Source organism: Pedobacter jaeyakensis (assembly GCF_054461315.1).
The window spans coordinates 4,288,369-4,306,242 of record NZ_CM136921.1; the positions used below are offsets into that span (position 1 = coordinate 4,288,369).

The 17,874-nt window shown below is 41.4% G+C and carries 13 protein-coding genes; 3 read left to right on the forward strand and 10 right to left on the reverse strand.

Going from position 1 to position 17,874, the window contains the following annotated elements:
- Nucleotides 1–29: 29 nt before the first annotated feature.
- On the forward strand, nt 30–2,261 hold the full coding sequence (locus tag ACXZ1K_RS18950; protein WP_458971255.1) for an outer membrane beta-barrel protein: 2,232 nt from the start codon (nt 30–32) through the stop codon (nt 2,259–2,261).
- On the opposite strand, the gene ACXZ1K_RS18955 is transcribed toward ACXZ1K_RS18950, so the two are convergent.
- Nucleotides 2,258–4,456: a multicopper oxidase domain-containing protein gene (locus tag ACXZ1K_RS18955; RefSeq protein WP_458971256.1), complete on the reverse strand. Its 2,199-nt coding sequence runs from the start codon at nt 4,454–4,456 to the stop codon at nt 2,258–2,260. The genes ACXZ1K_RS18950 and ACXZ1K_RS18955 overlap by 4 nt on opposite strands.
- A 3-nt stretch (nt 4,457–4,459) precedes the next feature.
- Nucleotides 4,460–4,930: a DUF3347 domain-containing protein gene (locus tag ACXZ1K_RS18960; RefSeq protein ID WP_458971257.1), complete on the reverse strand. Its 471-nt coding sequence runs from the start codon at nt 4,928–4,930 to the stop codon at nt 4,460–4,462.
- A gap of 155 nt (nt 4,931–5,085) precedes the next feature.
- Here ACXZ1K_RS18960 and ACXZ1K_RS18965 point away from each other — a divergent pair, with 155 nt between their 5' ends.
- Nucleotides 5,086–5,646 (forward strand): YeeE/YedE family protein, encoded by a 561-nt coding sequence (locus ACXZ1K_RS18965; RefSeq protein WP_458971258.1) that lies wholly within the window; start codon nt 5,086–5,088, stop codon nt 5,644–5,646.
- A complete protein-coding gene (locus ACXZ1K_RS18970; RefSeq protein ID WP_458971259.1) occupies nt 5,646–6,059 on the forward strand; it encodes a DUF6691 family protein in 414 nt (137 codons plus the stop codon). Before ACXZ1K_RS18965 ends, ACXZ1K_RS18970 begins: the two co-directional genes overlap by 1 nt.
- A 41-nt stretch (nt 6,060–6,100) precedes the next feature.
- Here ACXZ1K_RS18970 and ACXZ1K_RS18975 read toward each other — a convergent pair whose 3' ends face one another.
- The 8 genes from ACXZ1K_RS18975 to ACXZ1K_RS19010 form a co-directional block, all read right to left on the reverse strand.
- Complete coding sequence (locus ACXZ1K_RS18975) at nt 6,101–7,000, reverse strand: AraC family transcriptional regulator (protein ID WP_458971260.1); 900 nt, start codon at nt 6,998–7,000, stop codon at nt 6,101–6,103.
- Nucleotides 7,001–7,128: 128 nt separating this feature from the next.
- Complete coding sequence (locus ACXZ1K_RS18980) at nt 7,129–8,376, reverse strand: NAD(P)/FAD-dependent oxidoreductase (protein ID WP_458971261.1); 1,248 nt, start codon at nt 8,374–8,376, stop codon at nt 7,129–7,131.
- A gap of 10 nt (nt 8,377–8,386) precedes the next feature.
- Nucleotides 8,387–9,388, reverse strand: coding sequence for a 4-hydroxyproline epimerase (locus ACXZ1K_RS18985; protein WP_458971262.1), 1,002 nt, complete (start codon nt 9,386–9,388; stop codon nt 8,387–8,389).
- On the reverse strand, nt 9,389–10,927 hold the full coding sequence (locus ACXZ1K_RS18990) for an aldehyde dehydrogenase (NADP(+)) (protein WP_458971263.1): 1,539 nt from the start codon (nt 10,925–10,927) through the stop codon (nt 9,389–9,391). It abuts the gene before it with no gap.
- Nucleotides 10,924–11,859, reverse strand: a complete 936-nt coding sequence (locus tag ACXZ1K_RS18995) for a dihydrodipicolinate synthase family protein (protein ID WP_458971264.1) — start codon at nt 11,857–11,859, stop codon at nt 10,924–10,926. The genes ACXZ1K_RS18990 and ACXZ1K_RS18995 overlap by 4 nt, the downstream gene beginning before the upstream one ends.
- Before the next feature lie 42 nt (nt 11,860–11,901).
- Nucleotides 11,902–13,599 (reverse strand): M1 family metallopeptidase, encoded by a 1,698-nt coding sequence (locus tag ACXZ1K_RS19000; RefSeq protein ID WP_458971265.1) that lies wholly within the window; start codon nt 13,597–13,599, stop codon nt 11,902–11,904.
- A gap of 10 nt (nt 13,600–13,609) precedes the next feature.
- Nucleotides 13,610–15,007 (reverse strand): aminopeptidase P family protein, encoded by a 1,398-nt coding sequence (locus ACXZ1K_RS19005; protein WP_458971266.1) that lies wholly within the window; start codon nt 15,005–15,007, stop codon nt 13,610–13,612.
- 42 nt (nt 15,008–15,049) lie between these two features.
- Nucleotides 15,050–17,755: a DUF5695 domain-containing protein gene (locus ACXZ1K_RS19010; RefSeq protein ID WP_458971267.1), complete on the reverse strand. Its 2,706-nt coding sequence runs from the start codon at nt 17,753–17,755 to the stop codon at nt 15,050–15,052.
- Nucleotides 17,756–17,874 lie beyond the last annotated feature (119 nt).

Below are 17,874 nucleotides of genomic sequence, written 5' to 3' on the forward strand. Positions count from 1 at the left end.
AAGTCCGGTCACATAGCATTCTCCTCATCATGAGTTCCAAACTTATTACCCTCTTAACGATTGTGGTGCTGACTGCTGGTGCAGTAATATCCCCTGAAACAACCAATGCTCAGCAGTCAGATAATACTAAAAAGCAACAGACCGACACTGTCAAAACCCTCAAAGAAGTAAGTGTTAACTCTAAAAAAGCATTCAGCGTCAAGAAAATGGACCGTGTGGTTGTTAACGTTGATGCACTCATTTCCAATGCTGGAACCTCTGCATTAGATGTCCTTGAAAAGTCGCCAGGCGTGCAGGTAGATCAAAACGGCGTAGTTAGTTTAAAGGGAAAGCAAGGTGTACTCATATTTATAGACGACAAGCCCACCTATCTGGCTGCAGACGATCTTCAAAATTACCTGAAATCACTACCCTCTTCCTCCCTTGAACAAATAGAAATTATGAGTAACCCACCGGCGAGATACGATGCCGCTGGTGGAGCAGGCGTCATTAATATCAGAACGAAAAAAGGAACTGCCAAAGGCTTTAACGGTGCACTTAACTTAGCCATTAATCAGGGAAAGAGGACAAGGCTACCAAATAGTTTAAACTTTAACATACGCGACAGAAAAATGAACTATTATGGGATCATAAGTGATACCTACAACAATAGCTTTACTGATCTGGACATCAACAGAACTTATAAAAATTCAGATAATAGTCCGCGTTCATTTTTTAATCAGAATAGCTTTTTCGACCGCAACGGCAATACCCTTAATGGAAAATTTGGAGCAGACTACTATCAGTCTCATACTACAACATGGGGCTTAGTTGTTACTGGCATGAAGAGAAAATCCACTCAGATCAACAACAATACGAGTAACCTTTTTAACGCAAACAACCTATTGGACTCGATCATAACTGCGAACAATGTTGACAAGATTAATTTCAATAATGGTGGATTAAACTTTAATTACAGACATCAGTTTGACAGCACAGGCCACGGTATTACAGCTGATGCTGATTACTTGACCTATCAAAACCAGACTGATCAAACTTATTACAACCACAGTTATTTTGCAGGCGGAGGATTAAAGTCAGAAGACATTTTAAGTGGCGACCTCCCTTCTACCATCAATATTTACTCGATAAAAACAGATTACACATTACCGATGCGTAAGGGTTGGAAATTTGAATCCGGCTTGAAGACAAGTTACACCACCACAGACAATCAAGCCGGATACGCGACTACAGTTAACCAGACTACCAAACCAGACTATGATAAAAGTAATCATTTCCTTTTCCAGGAACGTATTAGTGCGGCTTATATAAACTTAAGCAAGGAAATGAAGCGCCTTTCATTGCAGTTGGGTTTAAGAGCGGAGAATACCCGGTCTAACGGTCACCAGTTGGGAAACATCATGAAGCGCGATTCCACTTTTACAAAATCTTACACCAGCATCTTTCCAACTGCCTATTTACTGTACAAGTTAGATTCGGCGAGCAATCACCAGATAGGCCTAAACTATGGACGAAGAATAGAGCGACCATATTACCAGGATTTGAACCCCTTTCTATCGCCATTAGATAAATTTACGTACTATGTTGGCAATCCATTTCTAAAGCCTTCGTATATCCAATCACTGGAGCTCTCTTATACACTTAAAAACAAGTACACCCTAACTTCCAGTTATTCAAACGCTAAGGACGATGTGAACGAAACAATAGAAATCACAAATGGAACCTATTATAGTAGACCTGCGAACCTTGGTAGGCAAACAGTAAAAAGCATTTCATTTAACGGTGATTTTAATCCATTTAAATGGCTAAATATCAATATTTATAGTGAGTTGACTAATATTGCAAGTAAAAGCGCATTTTACACAGGTACGTTAAATACAAGTGGGACTTATATTTACAGCAATGCCAATGCAAGGATAACATTCGGCAAAGGCTGGGATGGGGAATTGAGCGGCAATTACCGAAACAGAATGATTTCTGCGCAGTTTGTATTGGGTGAAATTTGGGTAGCAAATGTTGCTCTGCAGAAAAAACTATCCGCAAAAGCAACATTAAAATTGAGCCTGAACGACTTGTTTTACAGCCAGGTACGTACAGGTGTAATCAATAATCTAGCACAAACAGAAGCCAATTGGATTAACAAATCGGATACCAGAACAGCGATTTTATCATTTAATTACCGCTTCGGGAAGACCTTTACCAGTCCTGCAAAACATGAGAATAATGGAGCAGATGCAGAGAAGAACAGGGTTAAAGGCTAATAAGTAACCGTCAGACCACCTCCATAACCCATATCGCTATCGTAATGGGTACTTAAAGACATGTATTTGGTAACCACATAACGCAGTCCTGCCATATACTCTTTGTCGGTGTTTCCTGTTAAGTTTAGACGTAATCTGCTGGTCAACGGAATATCTTCCCGTTTTAGTTGCACTCTAAATTTGCCCTTGCTGTCTAACCTCGCTTCTGCAACAAATAACATAGGCAAAGTATATTGCACACCAGCCATAAAGGCTTTCCTGTTCTTTTGGTTACTTAACTGACCAAATAGGTTATGTTCAATTTCGTTATTAAGGATATCGCGATGGTAATCAAAGCCAATGAACGGAAACAGCCACTGCATTTTTCCTAAATACCGACCCAAATAGGTTTCACTTTCTAAGCCATGGGCTGATTTTAAGCCAATGCGCCATTCCGTTGAAAAACGATACCTGGTATTGGAAAGGGCTGCTTCTCCGTCAGTTCCATTGCTTTCCAAACCAAGATTTACCATGGGGTGGAATTTACGGTCATCACTATACAATTTCCTTCGTGCGTAGGCCAAATTTTTAATCTCCGGATTGGGCATTGATCCTTCATAACTGAATATTCTTCCCATACCACTCATCATGTGGTACAAAATGTGGCAGTGAAAAAACCAATCCCCACTTTCTGTTGCGGCGAACTCGAGGGTATCTGTTTCCATTGGCATAATATCAAGGACATTCTTTAGGGGTGCATATTCTCCCTGTCCATTCAACACCCGGAAATCATGCCCATGAAGGTGCATTGGATGCCTCATCATCGAATTGTTGTATAAAATTATTTTTACGTTTTCACCCTTTTTGATCAGGATATTATCGGCCTCAGATACCGTTTTATTATCTATAGTCCACACATACCTGTTCATGTTACCTGTCAACTCAAATCGAAGCAACTTCTCTGGCCCTTGGCTTAATGTTGTTTTTTCTGTAGCTCGCAGCATGCTATAATTAAGGGTAACGGGCATTGCAGCGGAACTGTCTGGGGTTGCAACTTCCGGATACATCACATTATTCATATCCATTTGCTGGTTACTCATTTGCATACCCATGGGAGCCATGTCACCATTCATCTTCATCATACCGTTCATCATTGCCATGCCTTCAAAGTATTTTAATTTACCAAGAGGCCTTACAGCAACACGGGACCCCTTACCTATCCACATCGATGTAAAACCGGTACGGTCTTCTGCGGTGGAACGAAATTCGTAAGCCAGGTCATCAGGAATGTCAACAATCAAATCATAAGTTTCTGAAGGCGCGATAATTAAACGGTCTACCTCGACCGGTTGCACATCGTTTCCATCGTTACCGACAACAGTGATCTTACTCCCGGCATAGGTAAGCCAGAAATAACTGGAGCTTCCACCATTAACTACCCGCAACTTCACTTTTGTTCCGGCTTTAAAGCTGTGAGACTCTGTAACGTGCTTACCATTCGTTAAAAACCGCTCATAATACACATCACTCACGTCCATGGCATTCATACGCTTCCACTCGTTAGCAACTTTAGTTTTAAAATAGCCCTGGTTAATCGCTTCCGCATAACTTTGAGTGATACGCTTTTTTATAGCAAACCAGTCGTTAGCATTGTGCAATGACCGGTCCACCTCTTCCGGCTTCATGTCCGTCCAATCACTCAACACAACTGGAATGGCGGGCATATCCGGCTCATTTTTTTTCTTAAAAATTAAGGCTCCATACATACCACTCTGTTCTTGTAGCATGGTATGGCTGTGGTACCAGTAAGTTCCGTTCTGGATCACCTTAAATTTATAAACATAGGTCTTTCCTGGCATAATTGGCATTTGCGTAAGATAAGGTACACCATCCATGTAGTTGGGTAAAAATACACCATGCCAATGTATTGAAGTCTCCATATGCATCAAGTTATGCACATGAACTTCTGCAGTATCTCCTTCGGTGAAAGTTAATGTGGGACCAGGTATAGCACCGTTGACAGCTATTGCATGAGCTGGCTTACCGGAATAATTTACGGTAGTGTCACTAATATACAAATCGTAGCGAACGGTATTCTTTCCGGCCGAGGATGACGCTCTGTCTGTCTTAGGAGTAGGCATCGACATTTTGTGCTGGGCTGGAGCACGTGAAAGCCAACCCAACAGAATGATGAGCACCAAAATTCTACAGCGCATAAATTATTTGCTAATCGTCTCCTGTACCGACCCGCATGTTAGCATTGCGCTACCGTAATATGGATTTTTAACTGCTTTCTCGCTACTTAGCCAACTGCTTTTTTTCATCGGGCAATACATCACGTATGCCGGCTCTGCAGAAAGTTTGGCAGTTTTAGCAAGCGCTATGATACCAGTTGAAAGAGCGGAGAACTGTTCCCGCTGCGCTTTTATATCTTTGCTCTTGGCAATAACAGCTGTCTGTTTTGATAGCACTGCCTTAATGCTTTTATCGATTAGCTTCTCGTCTGCACCGTTAATGGCTTTCGTTAACTCTTCAGCTTTAGTTGATGCAATTGCAGCATTACCAACCACTAAAGCATCTTTTAGACTATAATAAGAAGGCAAAATTGCTATTCCTTTATTCTCCTGTGTAAATCCGGCCTGTACAAAAATTGTTGCAACAAACGCAACGATTAGCATAATCTTTTTCATGATGTAATAGTTTTTATGTCTTGTAAAGATCGGTACAACATGCGAAAAGCCTATTATATAATTTTGGGAAAAGTTTATAATTTATCGTCGACATCCCAATCGTTTGTATCTTTATAAAGCCATAAAAAACATAGTAATGCAACTATTGGACGCGTATGATAGAACTAATTAAACAACCCTGGCCTTGGTATACATCCGGTGCGGCAATTGCACTGATTATGATCATGCTACTCTATTTTGGAAAATCCTTTGGTTTTTCATCAAATCTAAGCACCATGTGCAGTATGTTGGGTGCGGGAAAGAAAGTAAAGTTTTTTGACTTTAACTGGAAGGCACAAAAATGGAACCTGCTATTTTTAGTTGGTGCCATTATTGGCGGCTTCCTGTCATCAACGGTATTAGCAAGTAATGCACCTCTTAAATTATCACAATCCACTATTCACGATCTGGCTTTGTTGAGTATCAGGTTTGATGGTGGGTTAAACCCTTCAACACTGTTTGATTTTAAATCTCTGTCATCGGTAAAAGTTATTTTAATCCTTTTAGCAGGCGGCATCATGGTGGGTTTTGGTACAAGATATGCCGGCGGTTGCACTTCCGGACATGCCATCAGTGGCCTTTCGAATTTACAAATCCCCTCATTGATCGCTGTTCTCGGTTTCTTTGTAGGGGGATTAATCATGACCCATTTCTTATTTCCATTAATCTTTTCGTAATGAAATTCATTAAATATATATTAACCGGTATTTTCTTCGGGGTTGTGATGACGAAATCGGAGGCAATCTCCTGGTACCGCATTCAGGAAATGTTCCGCTTTCAATCTTTTCATATGTACGGGATAATTGGAACCGCAGTGATCATTGGCGCAGCCGCCGTTTACTTGATTAAAAAATTCCAGATAAAAGATGTAAAAAGCGAAGCAATAGTTTTCTTACCCAAAGAAGCAAGCTGGCGCAGATACCTAATTGGAGGCATTATATTCGGTTTAGGATGGGCGTTAACAGGAGCATGTCCGGGCCCAATTTTCGTAAACATTGGATATGGATATCCCGGGATGGTAATAGTGGCTGTTGGGGCCGTAGCCGGAACCTATCTATATGGGGTGATCAGGGACAAGCTACCTCATTAATCTTAGGAACTGGCCTGGGCCAGTCCTAAGATTAAATATGGTTACATGCCTATATAAGACACATTGTTTAATTTGTTATAGGAGCTGATATAATCTTTTGGAGAACTACCAATCACACTCTTAAACACACGATTGAAATTCGTAATGCTATTGAAACCTGAACTGTAGGCAACTCCGGAAATACATTCCGCTTTTTTACCTGCCACAAGATTTTTACAAGCCTCGTTGATTCTTACTTCGTTCAAAAAAGAGATGAATTTGCGGCCTGTATGTTTTTTAAAGTACCTGCAGAAAGCTTGTGGAGTCATATATGCAATTTCTGAAACATCCTCTAACGTAATTTGGTTATTAAAGTTTTGCATAATGAAATTAAGAATTTTACTCAACCGCATGCCTTCATTTTCGGATATATCTGATGAATAAACAGAAGGGCAAAGTTGGTCTATCTCTTTCATCTCTTTAAAATCATTTAACAACTCAATAAACTTAAAGATCAAGTCAGTTCCAGAGGAATTGTGTATGGACAGCATCTTGTCGGAAATAGGATTGGTATCCTTTGCAGCTATTTTAAACCCGTGTCTGTTGTGCTGCAGGAATGACTTTGAATTCTTCATTTCAGGTAAGTTAAAAAGGGGGCCCATCATTCCTTCCGGATTGAAGTAGATAGAACATGCCTTAATCAATTTACCGTTGTCGGAAACGAAGTACTCAGGGTTACTTTTGAATAGGTGTGGGAGATTTGCGCCAATTAGAAAAACATCACCAGCTTGAAAATCGTGCATACTATTTCCGGCAATTAGAGTCCCTTCACCTTCCTGAACCCATGTAATTTGACACTCATCGTGTCTGTGCAGGTAAGGATAGAAATGAGGAAGCTCTACATGCTCAGTAATAACACTTTTATCATCTGGTACTAGCAGTGTGAATGGTAAAACTTTCATGATGTAATTGGTTTGGATAACAAAATGTACGATTTTTAACAATCACTCCAAAGAAAAACATCAAATAAGGTTAAAATATGGTTACATGTGATCAATATTAACCTAAACTTGCTCAATTTTACCAGCTTTTAACCAAATCTTGATGGTAAAAATGCCTTAACATCTACATCTGTTTTATCCTCATCTATCAATTGGCTTATCAACAATCCGGTAGCAGGTCCCAAACCCAGGCCCATCATTCCATGTCCCGTTGCAATCAATAAATTACCAAAATCTTTGCTGCGCCCAATGTAGGGTAACCCATCCGGCGAGGCTGGTCTGAAGCCATACCAGATTTTACTTAGCTGAGGTAATGCAGGCCGTAAATTGGTCATATATTTTGGTACCGACTCTACAATTCCTTGCACCCTTTTCATGTTTACCTGATCATTGATCTTCGCAAGTTCCATGGTACCACCATAGCGGATTTGATCATTCATAGGAGTTATGGCAACTCTTGCCTCACATAAAAGCGCTGGAATTTGCAACTTGTCTTCTACATTGTCTTCCATAAAAGAATACCCCTTACCTGGCATTATAGAAAGCTTAATACCTGCAAGTTGAGCTAAAGCCGGAGAATAGGAACCTGTGGCCAATACATATTGGTCCGCCTTCCAAACTTTCCCACCAGCTCTAACGGAATTAATTGCCCCATTAACGTGGTCAATCTCGGTAACTTCATGATTTCTAACAATTTCTACCCCATCATTTTCCAGAAAACGGATCAATGCCTGCATCAGTTTTGTTGGATACAGGTGGGAATCGCACTTATAATGTACAGCTCCAAGGACGTCCAATTCTATCTCCGGCTGTAATGCTTTGCACTCTTGTGGACTTAATACCACCATATCCAAGCCAAGCGCCCTGCCCTTTTCTGCAAGATGTGCTTCTTCTTCACCCGCTTTCTCCGTTTTGTAAAATGCCAGGATTCCGTTGTTTTTAAGGCCAAAGTCAAACCCAGGCTCCTTAGCCAGATCCTGATATAGCTTTTTACTTAATAATGCCAGATCCCTTAAAGGTTCTGCTGAATGGGCCACATGGTCATCATTCGCATACTTCATGAATTTTAAACCCCAGCTGATGAGGTCTTTGTTCAAAGAAGGCTTAACGTAAAAGGGGCTTTTACTATTAAACATCCATCTAATACCCTGTTGTATCATGCCAGGAGCAGCAAGAGGAACGAAATGACTTGGAACAATCATCCCCGCATTTCCGAAAGAACAGTTATCTTGTATATCACTCTTGTCCAGGATCACTACCTGATGTCCCTGCTTCCGCAAATAGTAAGCAGAGCTAAGTCCAACTATTCCAGCACCAATTATTAGTATATCTGCCATTTATTTTCTTCTAGATCACCTGAAACCCGTGGGCATAAGGATCGTCATCATCAATTTTAATTGTATTGTAACCGAATACTTTAGCCCACCCTTCCACACTTGGAATGATCGCATCGAACTGCGCTACTTTTGTTACCGCTTCAACCCTGCCAATAAACTTACTGCCAATAATACTTTCGTGTATAAAATCCTCTCCCTGTACCAACTTTCCTTTCGCGTGTAATTGAGCCATTCTGGCTGAAGTTCCTGTGCCACATGGGGAGCGGTCTATTGCTTTATCCCCGTAAAAAACAGCGTTTCGTGCTGAAGAAGTTGCATCAAGTGGCTTACCGGCCCATAGCACATGACTGCAGCCATTTATAGTGGCATCCATAGGATGTACAAAGGAATATTTTTCGTTGATTCTCTTTCTAACTGCCTGACTCCAGGTGATGAGTTGAGCTGCAGTATAGTGTTCTATCCCAGGGAAATTTTCCTGGGGATCAACGATCGCATAAAAGTTTCCTCCATAGGCTACGTCAAAGATCAGCACACCTAAATCAGGACATTCTACCTCAAGGCTCTCCGCGGCTAGATAGGCTGGCACATTCCTTAATTTTACAGAATGGACCTTACCTTCCACTTGTTTATATTCGATTAACACCAAGCCGGCAGGAGCTTCCATTCTCACAATTCCCGGCACTTTAGGCTGTATCAACCCTTCCTCGATTGCGATAGTAATGGTACCAATAGTACCGTGACCGCACATGGGTAAACATCCACTAGTCTCAATAAATAACACCGCCACATCATTTTCAGGATCATGCGGTGGATAAAGTATGCTGCCAGACATCATATCATGTCCTCTTGGCTCAAACATTAACCCTGTTCTGATCCAGTCATATTCTTTAAGAAAATGCTGCCTTTTTTCACTCATATTTGCTCCTCTGAGCACTGGGCCACCGCCCGCCACCAACCGTACCGGATTTCCGCAGGTATGTGCATCAACACAAAAAAATGTTTTACTCCCCATTTATTTTGTCCATTTGTTGTCTGTTAATCTGAATATTCCTAATGGGTTCTCTTCTTTAAGTTCATCAGGGAGCAATTGCTGTTCCCAATCTTGCCAGGCTACCGGCCTTACAAATCTGTAGATAGCGGTTGCTCCTACAGATGTAAACCTGTTATCATTTGTTGCAGGAAATGGTCCTCCATGTTGCATGGCTGCACAAACTTCAACACCTGTAGGTACACCATTCAAAATCAGTCGTCCCGTTTTATCGGTGAGTTTGTTTATAAAACTTTTGTAATTGCCTAACTCATCCTTTTCCGCCATAATAGTGGCTGTTAACTGACCTCCCAAAGCATCAATTGCTACTTCCAGCTCATTCATATCGTTTGCGATAACCAGTAAGGAATATGGACCAAATATTTCTTCCTGAAGCTTGGGGTTTGCGATAAACACGGAAGCAGGAACACTAGCAACAGTGGCCAGCGACTGGTTTTCCAAATCAGTATTTAGTACGTCTGAAGTCGTAATCAAAGAAACACCGTCTTCAGCTAATATCTCCTGAGATAGTTTTTGGTAGTTATAATGTATACCTGAAGTGAGCATAGTGGCGGACGGGGTTGAGGCAATCAATTCTCCGAGCTTACTAATAAATGCATCTAATCCTGGTGATTTAACTGCGAAAATCAAACCTGGATTCGTACAGAATTGTCCGGCACCCAGCGTGATCGAACCTGCATAAGCAACCGCGGTTTGCTCTGGTTTCGACTTTAAGACTCCTGGTAAAAGTACCACCGGGTTAACACTTCCCATCTCGGCAAATACCGGTATTGGAGTAGCACGTTGCTGTGCAATATTTAGCAAAGCCATTCCTCCTTTGAATGAACCAGTAAAAGTTACAGCTTTAACCTTAGGATGCATTACCAATGCAGCTCCTACCTGATGGCCGTCATCAAACAAGAGTGTGAATACGCCCTGCGGCAACCCAACTTTTCTAACTGCAGCAGAAATTGCGGATCCAACAAGCGCGCTCGTTCCTGGATGTGCAGGATGTGCCTTTACTACAACAGGGCAACCTGCTGCCAACGCCGATGCAGTATCACCCCCCGCCACGGAGAATGCGAGCGGAAAATTACTGGCTCCAAAAACCACTACAGGCCCGATAGGCACCAGCATTCTTCTAATATCAGACCTGGGAAATGGTTTCCTGTCAGGTTGTGCATGATCAATTACTGCATTTACCCATGATCCTTCTGCAGCCTGATTTGCAAACATGCGCAACTGACCAGTAGTACGTCCTACTTCACCTTCTAATCTACCAGCTGGTAATCCACTTTCTTCACCTGCCCGTTTTACCAGACTTTCTCGTATAGACTCAATCTCATCAGCAATCGCATTTAAGAACTCGACCTTTTTATCTCTGCTAATATTCTTATATTCCAGATGTGCTGCTTCAGCAGCTTCTAATGCCTGCCGAATATCTGAATCAGTTGCGCATTGGTATTCACCATCCAACACTGCACCCGTAGCCGCATTTATTGCATTAAATGTTCTTCTAATCATACTGTTTGAGCTGCTAACACACCCCAACTGTTTTCAGGCAATTCCGGACGAACCGCCAATGCATCGTTGATGATCTTTAGCACGCGCTCACGTTCCTCGCCTTTAATCGGTAACCTCGGGGCCCTAACGTTTTCTGTACCTATTCCGGTTGCAACCTCAGCCAATTTAATGTATTGTACCAATTTTGGATGAATATCCAATTCTAATACTGGCAGGAACCATCTGTAAATAGTTAGTGCTTCTGCAATTCTGTTTTCTTTAACCAACCTGTAGATGGCTACAGTTTCCTTCGGAAACGCATCTACTAAACCGGCAACCCAGCCATCAGCACCCATTACCAAGCTTTCCATCGCTAAAGGATCTACACCGGTAAAGATTTTAAAACGATCGCCAAAACGATTGATCATCCTGGTGATATTAGAAATATCCCTTGTAGATTCTTTTACTGCCTGAATGTTTGGAAGCTTTGCCAGCTCTTCAAACATATCCAATGTAACCTCTATTTTGTAATCTACTGGATTATTGTAAATCATTATTGGCAGTGGAGTAGCCTCTGCTACTGCTTTGAAGAAAGTTAACGTCTCTTCAATATCTGCATAATAGCGCATTGGAGGTAATAACATTAGGCCGCTAGCACCTAAACTATAAGCCTTTCGGGCTGCCTCAATTGCTTTTTTAGTTGTTGATTCTGCAATGTTCAATAAAACTGGAACTTTGCCTTCGACAAACGCAATTGTATGTGAAAGCAATCCAAACTTCTCATCATCAGTAAGAACACTCGCCTCACCTAAAGATCCACCAAGAATGATGCCTTCAGCACCAGCCTCTAACTGCGCCTCTATATTTTTATCGAAAGCATCAAAGTCCAATTCATCATTGTCTGTAAACTTTGTCGTCACTGCAGGGAATACACCTGACCATATAATACTCATAATCTATAATTTTTATCAAAAATAGCCTTAAGGCCGCGCGGTTTAAATATGGATATTAACAGGTGTTACCAATATCTTAACATCATACATCTTTTCCACCTCAGCCTTTTCGAAAAGCTTTATTTGGGCCGGTTTTAGTTCCTGGTGTTGCCATATTTCAGAAGGAATAATCCTGACTTTAACAACTCCGTTATTCATCACAATCGGTAAATTAAAACCAGCCACACAGTTTGTCCACCTATAATAAATCTTACCCTCTGTTATATAGTAATTTAACGTTGGTGTTTGTACAGTACGCAAATATTGATCAAAGACTTTACTATAATCATAACCTGCTTTCTTTGAGATATAAGATTCTATCTGACCGGTATTAACAGTCTGATGATAAAAATCCTTATTCAAGCCTCGCAATATATTCCTAAATAACACATCATTATCTATGCTGTGTCTAATGCTATGCAGCATGTTACCACCCTTCGGGTACATATCTCCACTACCTTGTGCATTTACATTATATTCCGGGATGATCGGCTTATCGTTTCTGATGCCCTTCCTGATCCCGTAATTATACTCGTTGCCTGCTTGCTTGCCAAAATGATATTCTGTAAAAAGAGTCTCGCTATAATTGGTAAAACCTTCATGCACCCACATATCCGCAAGATCATTTGTAGTGATGTTGTTCCCAAACCATTCATGGCCGCTTTCGTGGATGATGATGAAATCCCATTTCATCCCCCAGCCGTATCCGGAAGCATCGCGACCGCGGTATCCAAATTTATAGCCATTGCCATAAGAAACGGCCGACTGGTGCTCCATCCCTGTATGTGAAGCGTCAATTAACTGATAGCCGTCTTCATAAAACGGATACGGACCAAACCAGTATTCCAGGGCTTTGAACATTTTATGTACCTGGTCTGGCATATAGGATTTGGCTTTTTGCATGTTGTAATCCAAAACCCAATAATTAACGCTAAGCGGGCCTTTCTCTCCTTTATATTGCTCCTTAAAATTAACGTATTTGCCAATGTATGGGATAAGGCAATAGTTGCTTATCGGGTTTACCACATTATATTTATAAGTATCCGTACCATCGCCATTGGTGTGTTTAAAAACCATCCTGCCGTTCCCTATTGCAGTAAGTGTATCGGGAATGGTCATGGTTAACGAGGCACCTTTATCAGGCTCATCACTTTGGTGATCCTTATTCGGATACCAGACCGAGGCACCTAAGCCCTGACAAGCTACGGTCATCCATGGGCGTTTGAGAGAATCAAGACCGAATATAAAACCACCATCCCATGGAGCTCTGATGGCCTGGTGTACTTTCCCATGGTAGAAAATCCTGACATTATTTATTGCAGACAATTTCTGAGCGGGAACATTTAGATACCAAACTGATTGAGACTTCTGGAAAGAAATAGGCGTTTTGCCGTTGTACAAAACACTGTCTATAATCAGCGGCTCCTGCAGGTCAATCTGCATCTTTATCGAGCCAGCGTTATTTTTAACCACCTTATAACTGATGATATTGTCACCCGAAATCGTCTTCGCATTAAAGTCTGGTTTAAAAGAAAGCTCATAGCGCTGCACATCCCACCATGTCCTTTCTTTGTTCAAACCGCCACGTAAGGAATCCGCATGTGAATATTTGTTGACTTTAACTGATTCAGTCTGAGCATTGGAGTTAAATAACAAAAGACAGCTCAGAATAACGATTAATCCTATTTTTATTGGAAACATAATGGGCCTATTAAAATGCATTATATCTAATTTGTTCTATTTCTTCAATGTTTAAGGCAAGTGGTTTACCTAAAATTTGAGAACCGTTTGCTGTGATCAAAAAATCATCTTCTACACGGATTCCACCAAACGACTTAAACTTATTTACCTGTTCGTAGTTGATAAACTCCGACAGGAATTTTTCAGATTCCCACTGTTCTATCAGTTCCGGTATAAAGTAGAGGCCAGGTTCTACAGTCAATACATACCCTTCCTCTAAAGCCTTACCTAGACGTAGGGATTTCAAACCAAACTGGCTGGTATTTTTAAGGAGTTCATCTGAATAACCCACATATTGTTCTCCCAGGTCTTCCATATCATGCACATCCAATCCCATCATATGGCCGGTTCCACATTGAAAGAAAAGGGCATGTGCACCTTGCTGTACCGCATCTTTCATATTCCCCTTCATTAGTCCCAAAGTCTTCAAACCTTCTGCCAACTGAAGACAAGCTTCCAAATGCACATCTAGATAACGCACACCCGGCTTTAATAAGTTTACCGCGCTACGGTAAGAATTTAGCACAATGGAATACAGCTCTTTTTGTACGGAAGTAAACGTTTTCCCGGCAGGGAATGTACGGGTAAGATCACCAGCATAACCTAGTGCAGATTCCGCACCAGAATCATTTAATACGAGATCACCTTCTTGTAATAGGTTACCATGGTAATGGTTATGGAGGATGTGACCGTTAATAGTCAAAATAATTGGATAGGCGATGTTACCACCGGCAGTACTGGCCACTGCTTGTAACGCTGCAGCGATCTCCCGCTCACTCATCCCTGGTCTGGCCATCTGCATTGCTAAAAGCTGCATGTCAACAGATGTAGAAACCGCTTTATGGATCTCCTCTATTTCAACAGCAGATTTAATTGAACGTTGAGCAATTACAGCCTTTATAAACGAGAGTGACGCTGAAGAACTGACTGACTGAATATTTAAAGAAAGTAACTGTGATAACTTTATTTTATTTTCCGCCCGATATGGAGGAAGAAAATGTATTTCTATTCCTTTCTGGGCAGCATTGGCCAACACAACAGATAACTTTGATGAGGGTGCTAACAACTCAACACCAACTTCCAGAGCCTTTTCGTTCAATGTCTTCTGTCTGCCCATCCAAACAATATCATCCATACTCATCTCGTCACCAAAGAGTATCGTTTTACCTTCAGCAATATCCAACACCGCAGCCAGATTGGGGCTGCTGATACCGAAATAGTATAAGAAGGTACTATCCTGCCGAAAGTGATAGGTATTATCCAAATAATTCATTGGACTTTCTCCATTACCTAAAAACAATACGATTCCAGATTTAAATTGGTCGGCTAGTTGTTGCCTTCTTTTGATATATTCTTCTTTATTGAACATATTCTGCGATTAATAAATTGCCAATACTCCCATTAGCTACCATCATTTTAACTTAGTTAATTTGAGTTTCACTAAAGTACGGCCCAGTGGAATCTCATATGCTCCTTTTGAACTGTTGTAATTCCCTTCCAACTTGTATTTTGAGCTCTGCTCCAATCTAAGATAAGCTTTTGTGGTGTGCAAATCAGCGGGGTTAAGCGAAAGCTCAACCGCACCAGTTGAAGAATTGAAAGATACTTCGCTAATTGTCCCCGCATCTAAAGTGATCCATAAAGCAACAGGTGCGATAAAGACTGCTGATTTTGCGGCAGTGGTGATTTTTACAGAAACAACATCACCTTTTTTAGTCAAGTTACCACCAAAAGATAACCATCCATAAGTCTTGTCATTGGCAATATAAGTAGAGGTATTAACGGCATAGCCATAGAAATTGGAACCATAATCGCCAGATAAGGCATCAATTTTTAAAGTAGATGGAAATGCATGAAAGGCTGCCGGACCGAATCCGTCCTCGGTAATATTGGAAACTGCACCCAGCAAACCGCCATAGCCAACCCGCAATAAATAAAGGTCATCTGGTTTATTTCTAAATTCATTCAATACCGGAATCGCGTTCAGACCAGATCCATAGTGATGAAGTTGCCGTTCCACCCTTGATAATTTACCTCCATATAAGAAATCCCAATACCTGCGCGCACTACCGTTATATCCCCAGTGTGGCACAGTAGGCATATAGCCCAGAATAGCATTTAATGTTACCTCTGCTTTATCATGGTAGTTGAAATAGTCTGACCACATATACACCTCCTCTTGTCCGGTGGAATCCCATGGCATTTCACTACCAAATGGATAATTCAAGGTACGCCAATGATCTGCCCTTTTTTTCATAGCGGCCTCGAGCGATGCTGCCATTTCCACATAACCCTCATGTTTCAAGTCTTTAAGAATATATAAAAACACAGAGCCTTCCATCTGACCGAACTGCGCATAATAAGGGGCAAGGTTTACCATGGCCATACTGGTGTAGTAGGCATTTTCCAGGTACCATTTCCAATCTTTTTCTGTTACCAGACCCTGATGATAACGTGCTTCACGGTACAATACCCAATGTGCTGCCGCTACGTGAGGATAATTATAGGATCGCCCCAAATTATTGGCTTCTTTCAGTGGCCATGCAGCCCAGCTTTTGTAGTTGATGTCCTTACTATAAGTACCCTCAGGCATTGTGCCAGGCTCATAATAGAAAAGACTTTTCTTTACTCCATACTTACCAGAGTCTGCACTTACCTGAATCTTACCCCAAATGGTCTGGTTCACAAACTGCTGCAACTTTACCAGCTCCGCGCTGTCCGGCGAGACGAGTTGTTTCATCATCGCACCCAACCAGCTTCCGGCACCGCCTTCATCACTTAAACCTGCAATCCAGGCCCTGCTATCTTCAGTTACTTGAGTTTTCGTATCGTAATCGTAAGTAATTACTGATGGTGCTCTTTTAAATGGATCATTTGGATTGGTATACCACTGTTTGGTTGTCAGAAAATTTCCATAATCACTTACGAGCTGAGCCTCTGGCTTGATGACTTTATAATGCACCGTTTGCATCAACCCATCTTTATAAACAATAGTGAGCCTGGCTCTTCCCCAAATCTTACCGTTCACCTGAAAGGCTTTAATACCTGTTTTAAGTGAGGGGAGTTTTTTAAGCTCCAATGCTCCTTCGGGATAAACACCAATCGATTCGATCGGCGACTTATAATTCAAAAAGAGCTTGGCATCAACGTCCTGCGGAACTACGTAGCCAGGGATTCCCACCGCAACAGGCCGGTTGGCAGCAGTTAAAGTTTTTTCAATTGCTCTAATCTCGGGCGACAACATAAATTTCAGGCCATACTCATGCACCTCTCCTGGTTTTAATAGCAATGAACTTGGTGTATTCCATGGCTCAGTACTTTTCCAATCTATTTCTGCAGTTGCTTTTGTCAGGGGCATCCATTCATAAAACCCTTCAAAGGTGGTTCCTCTTGGCGTAGGATCATCTAACAAAGGACTGTAAGCCTCAAAAGGCGTTTTGCCTAGCGGCAGAACCAGCAAAGCCGGACCTTTTCCACTCAATCGAGTTGCTTGAAGATATCCGGCATCAGCACCGATGTAAGGATCATAAAACACATTTTTAGCATGGGCCTCATCTAGAGAAGTTTCATGCATAATGTTATTAAAAATCAGAGGTATTCCCAATGAACCTATCTCAATAGTGGCGTTGCTCTTATTTTTAATTTTGAACCTTAAAACCAATGCCCCATTCTCCTGCTCCCAGTACCTTTCTATAAGCAATGGAATATCTGCAGGTAAGGTGTTACTCAGGTCTGCAGCCGCCAAAACATTTCCTGTTGTTGGCAATGCAGATACAACAGCACGCTTTGTGGCAGTACTATATTTTTTCCACTCCGCTGTTCCAACTTTAATTCTCAAGTTAAGATCTCCAAGCTGATACATCCCGTCGCTGCTCCTTAGCTTTAGAAATTTCTCTGGACTAAAGTTAAAAGCCGTGTCTGAGCTGGGACGTAATGAAACTAGAGTCTGTGATGACTTTAGCAACTGAATATCAAAGGACGTACATTTCACATTCAAGAAACCTTGATCAACTCCGAGCGTTGATGGGCGCTTAGCAAGATTCTCCCAGGGATTTTGTGCCATTAACACAACCGGAAAAAGAAAGGATAACAATAGAACACTTTTTTTTAACTGCATAGACCAAGTTTTATAGCACATTCTTGCACTAATTTCAAATGTATTATTATTAATTACTGTTCGAAGCAACATAGGTAGATTCTGCAAAAATGTGATAAGTAATGGTTCATTTAGGATAA

Coding starts and splice junctions, on each gene's coding strand:
- ACXZ1K_RS18950 (WP_458971255.1), top strand. CDS start 30: ATGAGTTCCAAACTTATTACCCTCTTAACGATTGTGGTGCTGACTGCT.
- ACXZ1K_RS18955 (WP_458971256.1), bottom strand. CDS start 4,456: ATGCGCTGTAGAATTTTGGTGCTCATCATTCTGTTGGGTTGGCTTTCA.
- ACXZ1K_RS18960 (WP_458971257.1), bottom strand. CDS start 4,930: ATGAAAAAGATTATGCTAATCGTTGCGTTTGTTGCAACAATTTTTGTA.
- ACXZ1K_RS18965 (WP_458971258.1), top strand. CDS start 5,086: ATGATAGAACTAATTAAACAACCCTGGCCTTGGTATACATCCGGTGCG.
- ACXZ1K_RS18970 (WP_458971259.1), top strand. CDS start 5,646: ATGAAATTCATTAAATATATATTAACCGGTATTTTCTTCGGGGTTGTG.
- ACXZ1K_RS18975 (WP_458971260.1), bottom strand. CDS start 7,000: ATGAAAGTTTTACCATTCACACTGCTAGTACCAGATGATAAAAGTGTT.
- ACXZ1K_RS18980 (WP_458971261.1), bottom strand. CDS start 8,376: ATGGCAGATATACTAATAATTGGTGCTGGAATAGTTGGACTTAGCTCT.
- ACXZ1K_RS18985 (WP_458971262.1), bottom strand. CDS start 9,388: ATGGGGAGTAAAACATTTTTTTGTGTTGATGCACATACCTGCGGAAAT.
- ACXZ1K_RS18990 (WP_458971263.1), bottom strand. CDS start 10,927: ATGATTAGAAGAACATTTAATGCAATAAATGCGGCTACGGGTGCAGTG.
- ACXZ1K_RS18995 (WP_458971264.1), bottom strand. CDS start 11,859: ATGAGTATTATATGGTCAGGTGTATTCCCTGCAGTGACGACAAAGTTT.
- ACXZ1K_RS19000 (WP_458971265.1), bottom strand. CDS start 13,599: ATGTTTCCAATAAAAATAGGATTAATCGTTATTCTGAGCTGTCTTTTG.
- ACXZ1K_RS19005 (WP_458971266.1), bottom strand. CDS start 15,007: ATGTTCAATAAAGAAGAATATATCAAAAGAAGGCAACAACTAGCCGAC.
- ACXZ1K_RS19010 (WP_458971267.1), bottom strand. CDS start 17,755: ATGCAGTTAAAAAAAAGTGTTCTATTGTTATCCTTTCTTTTTCCGGTT.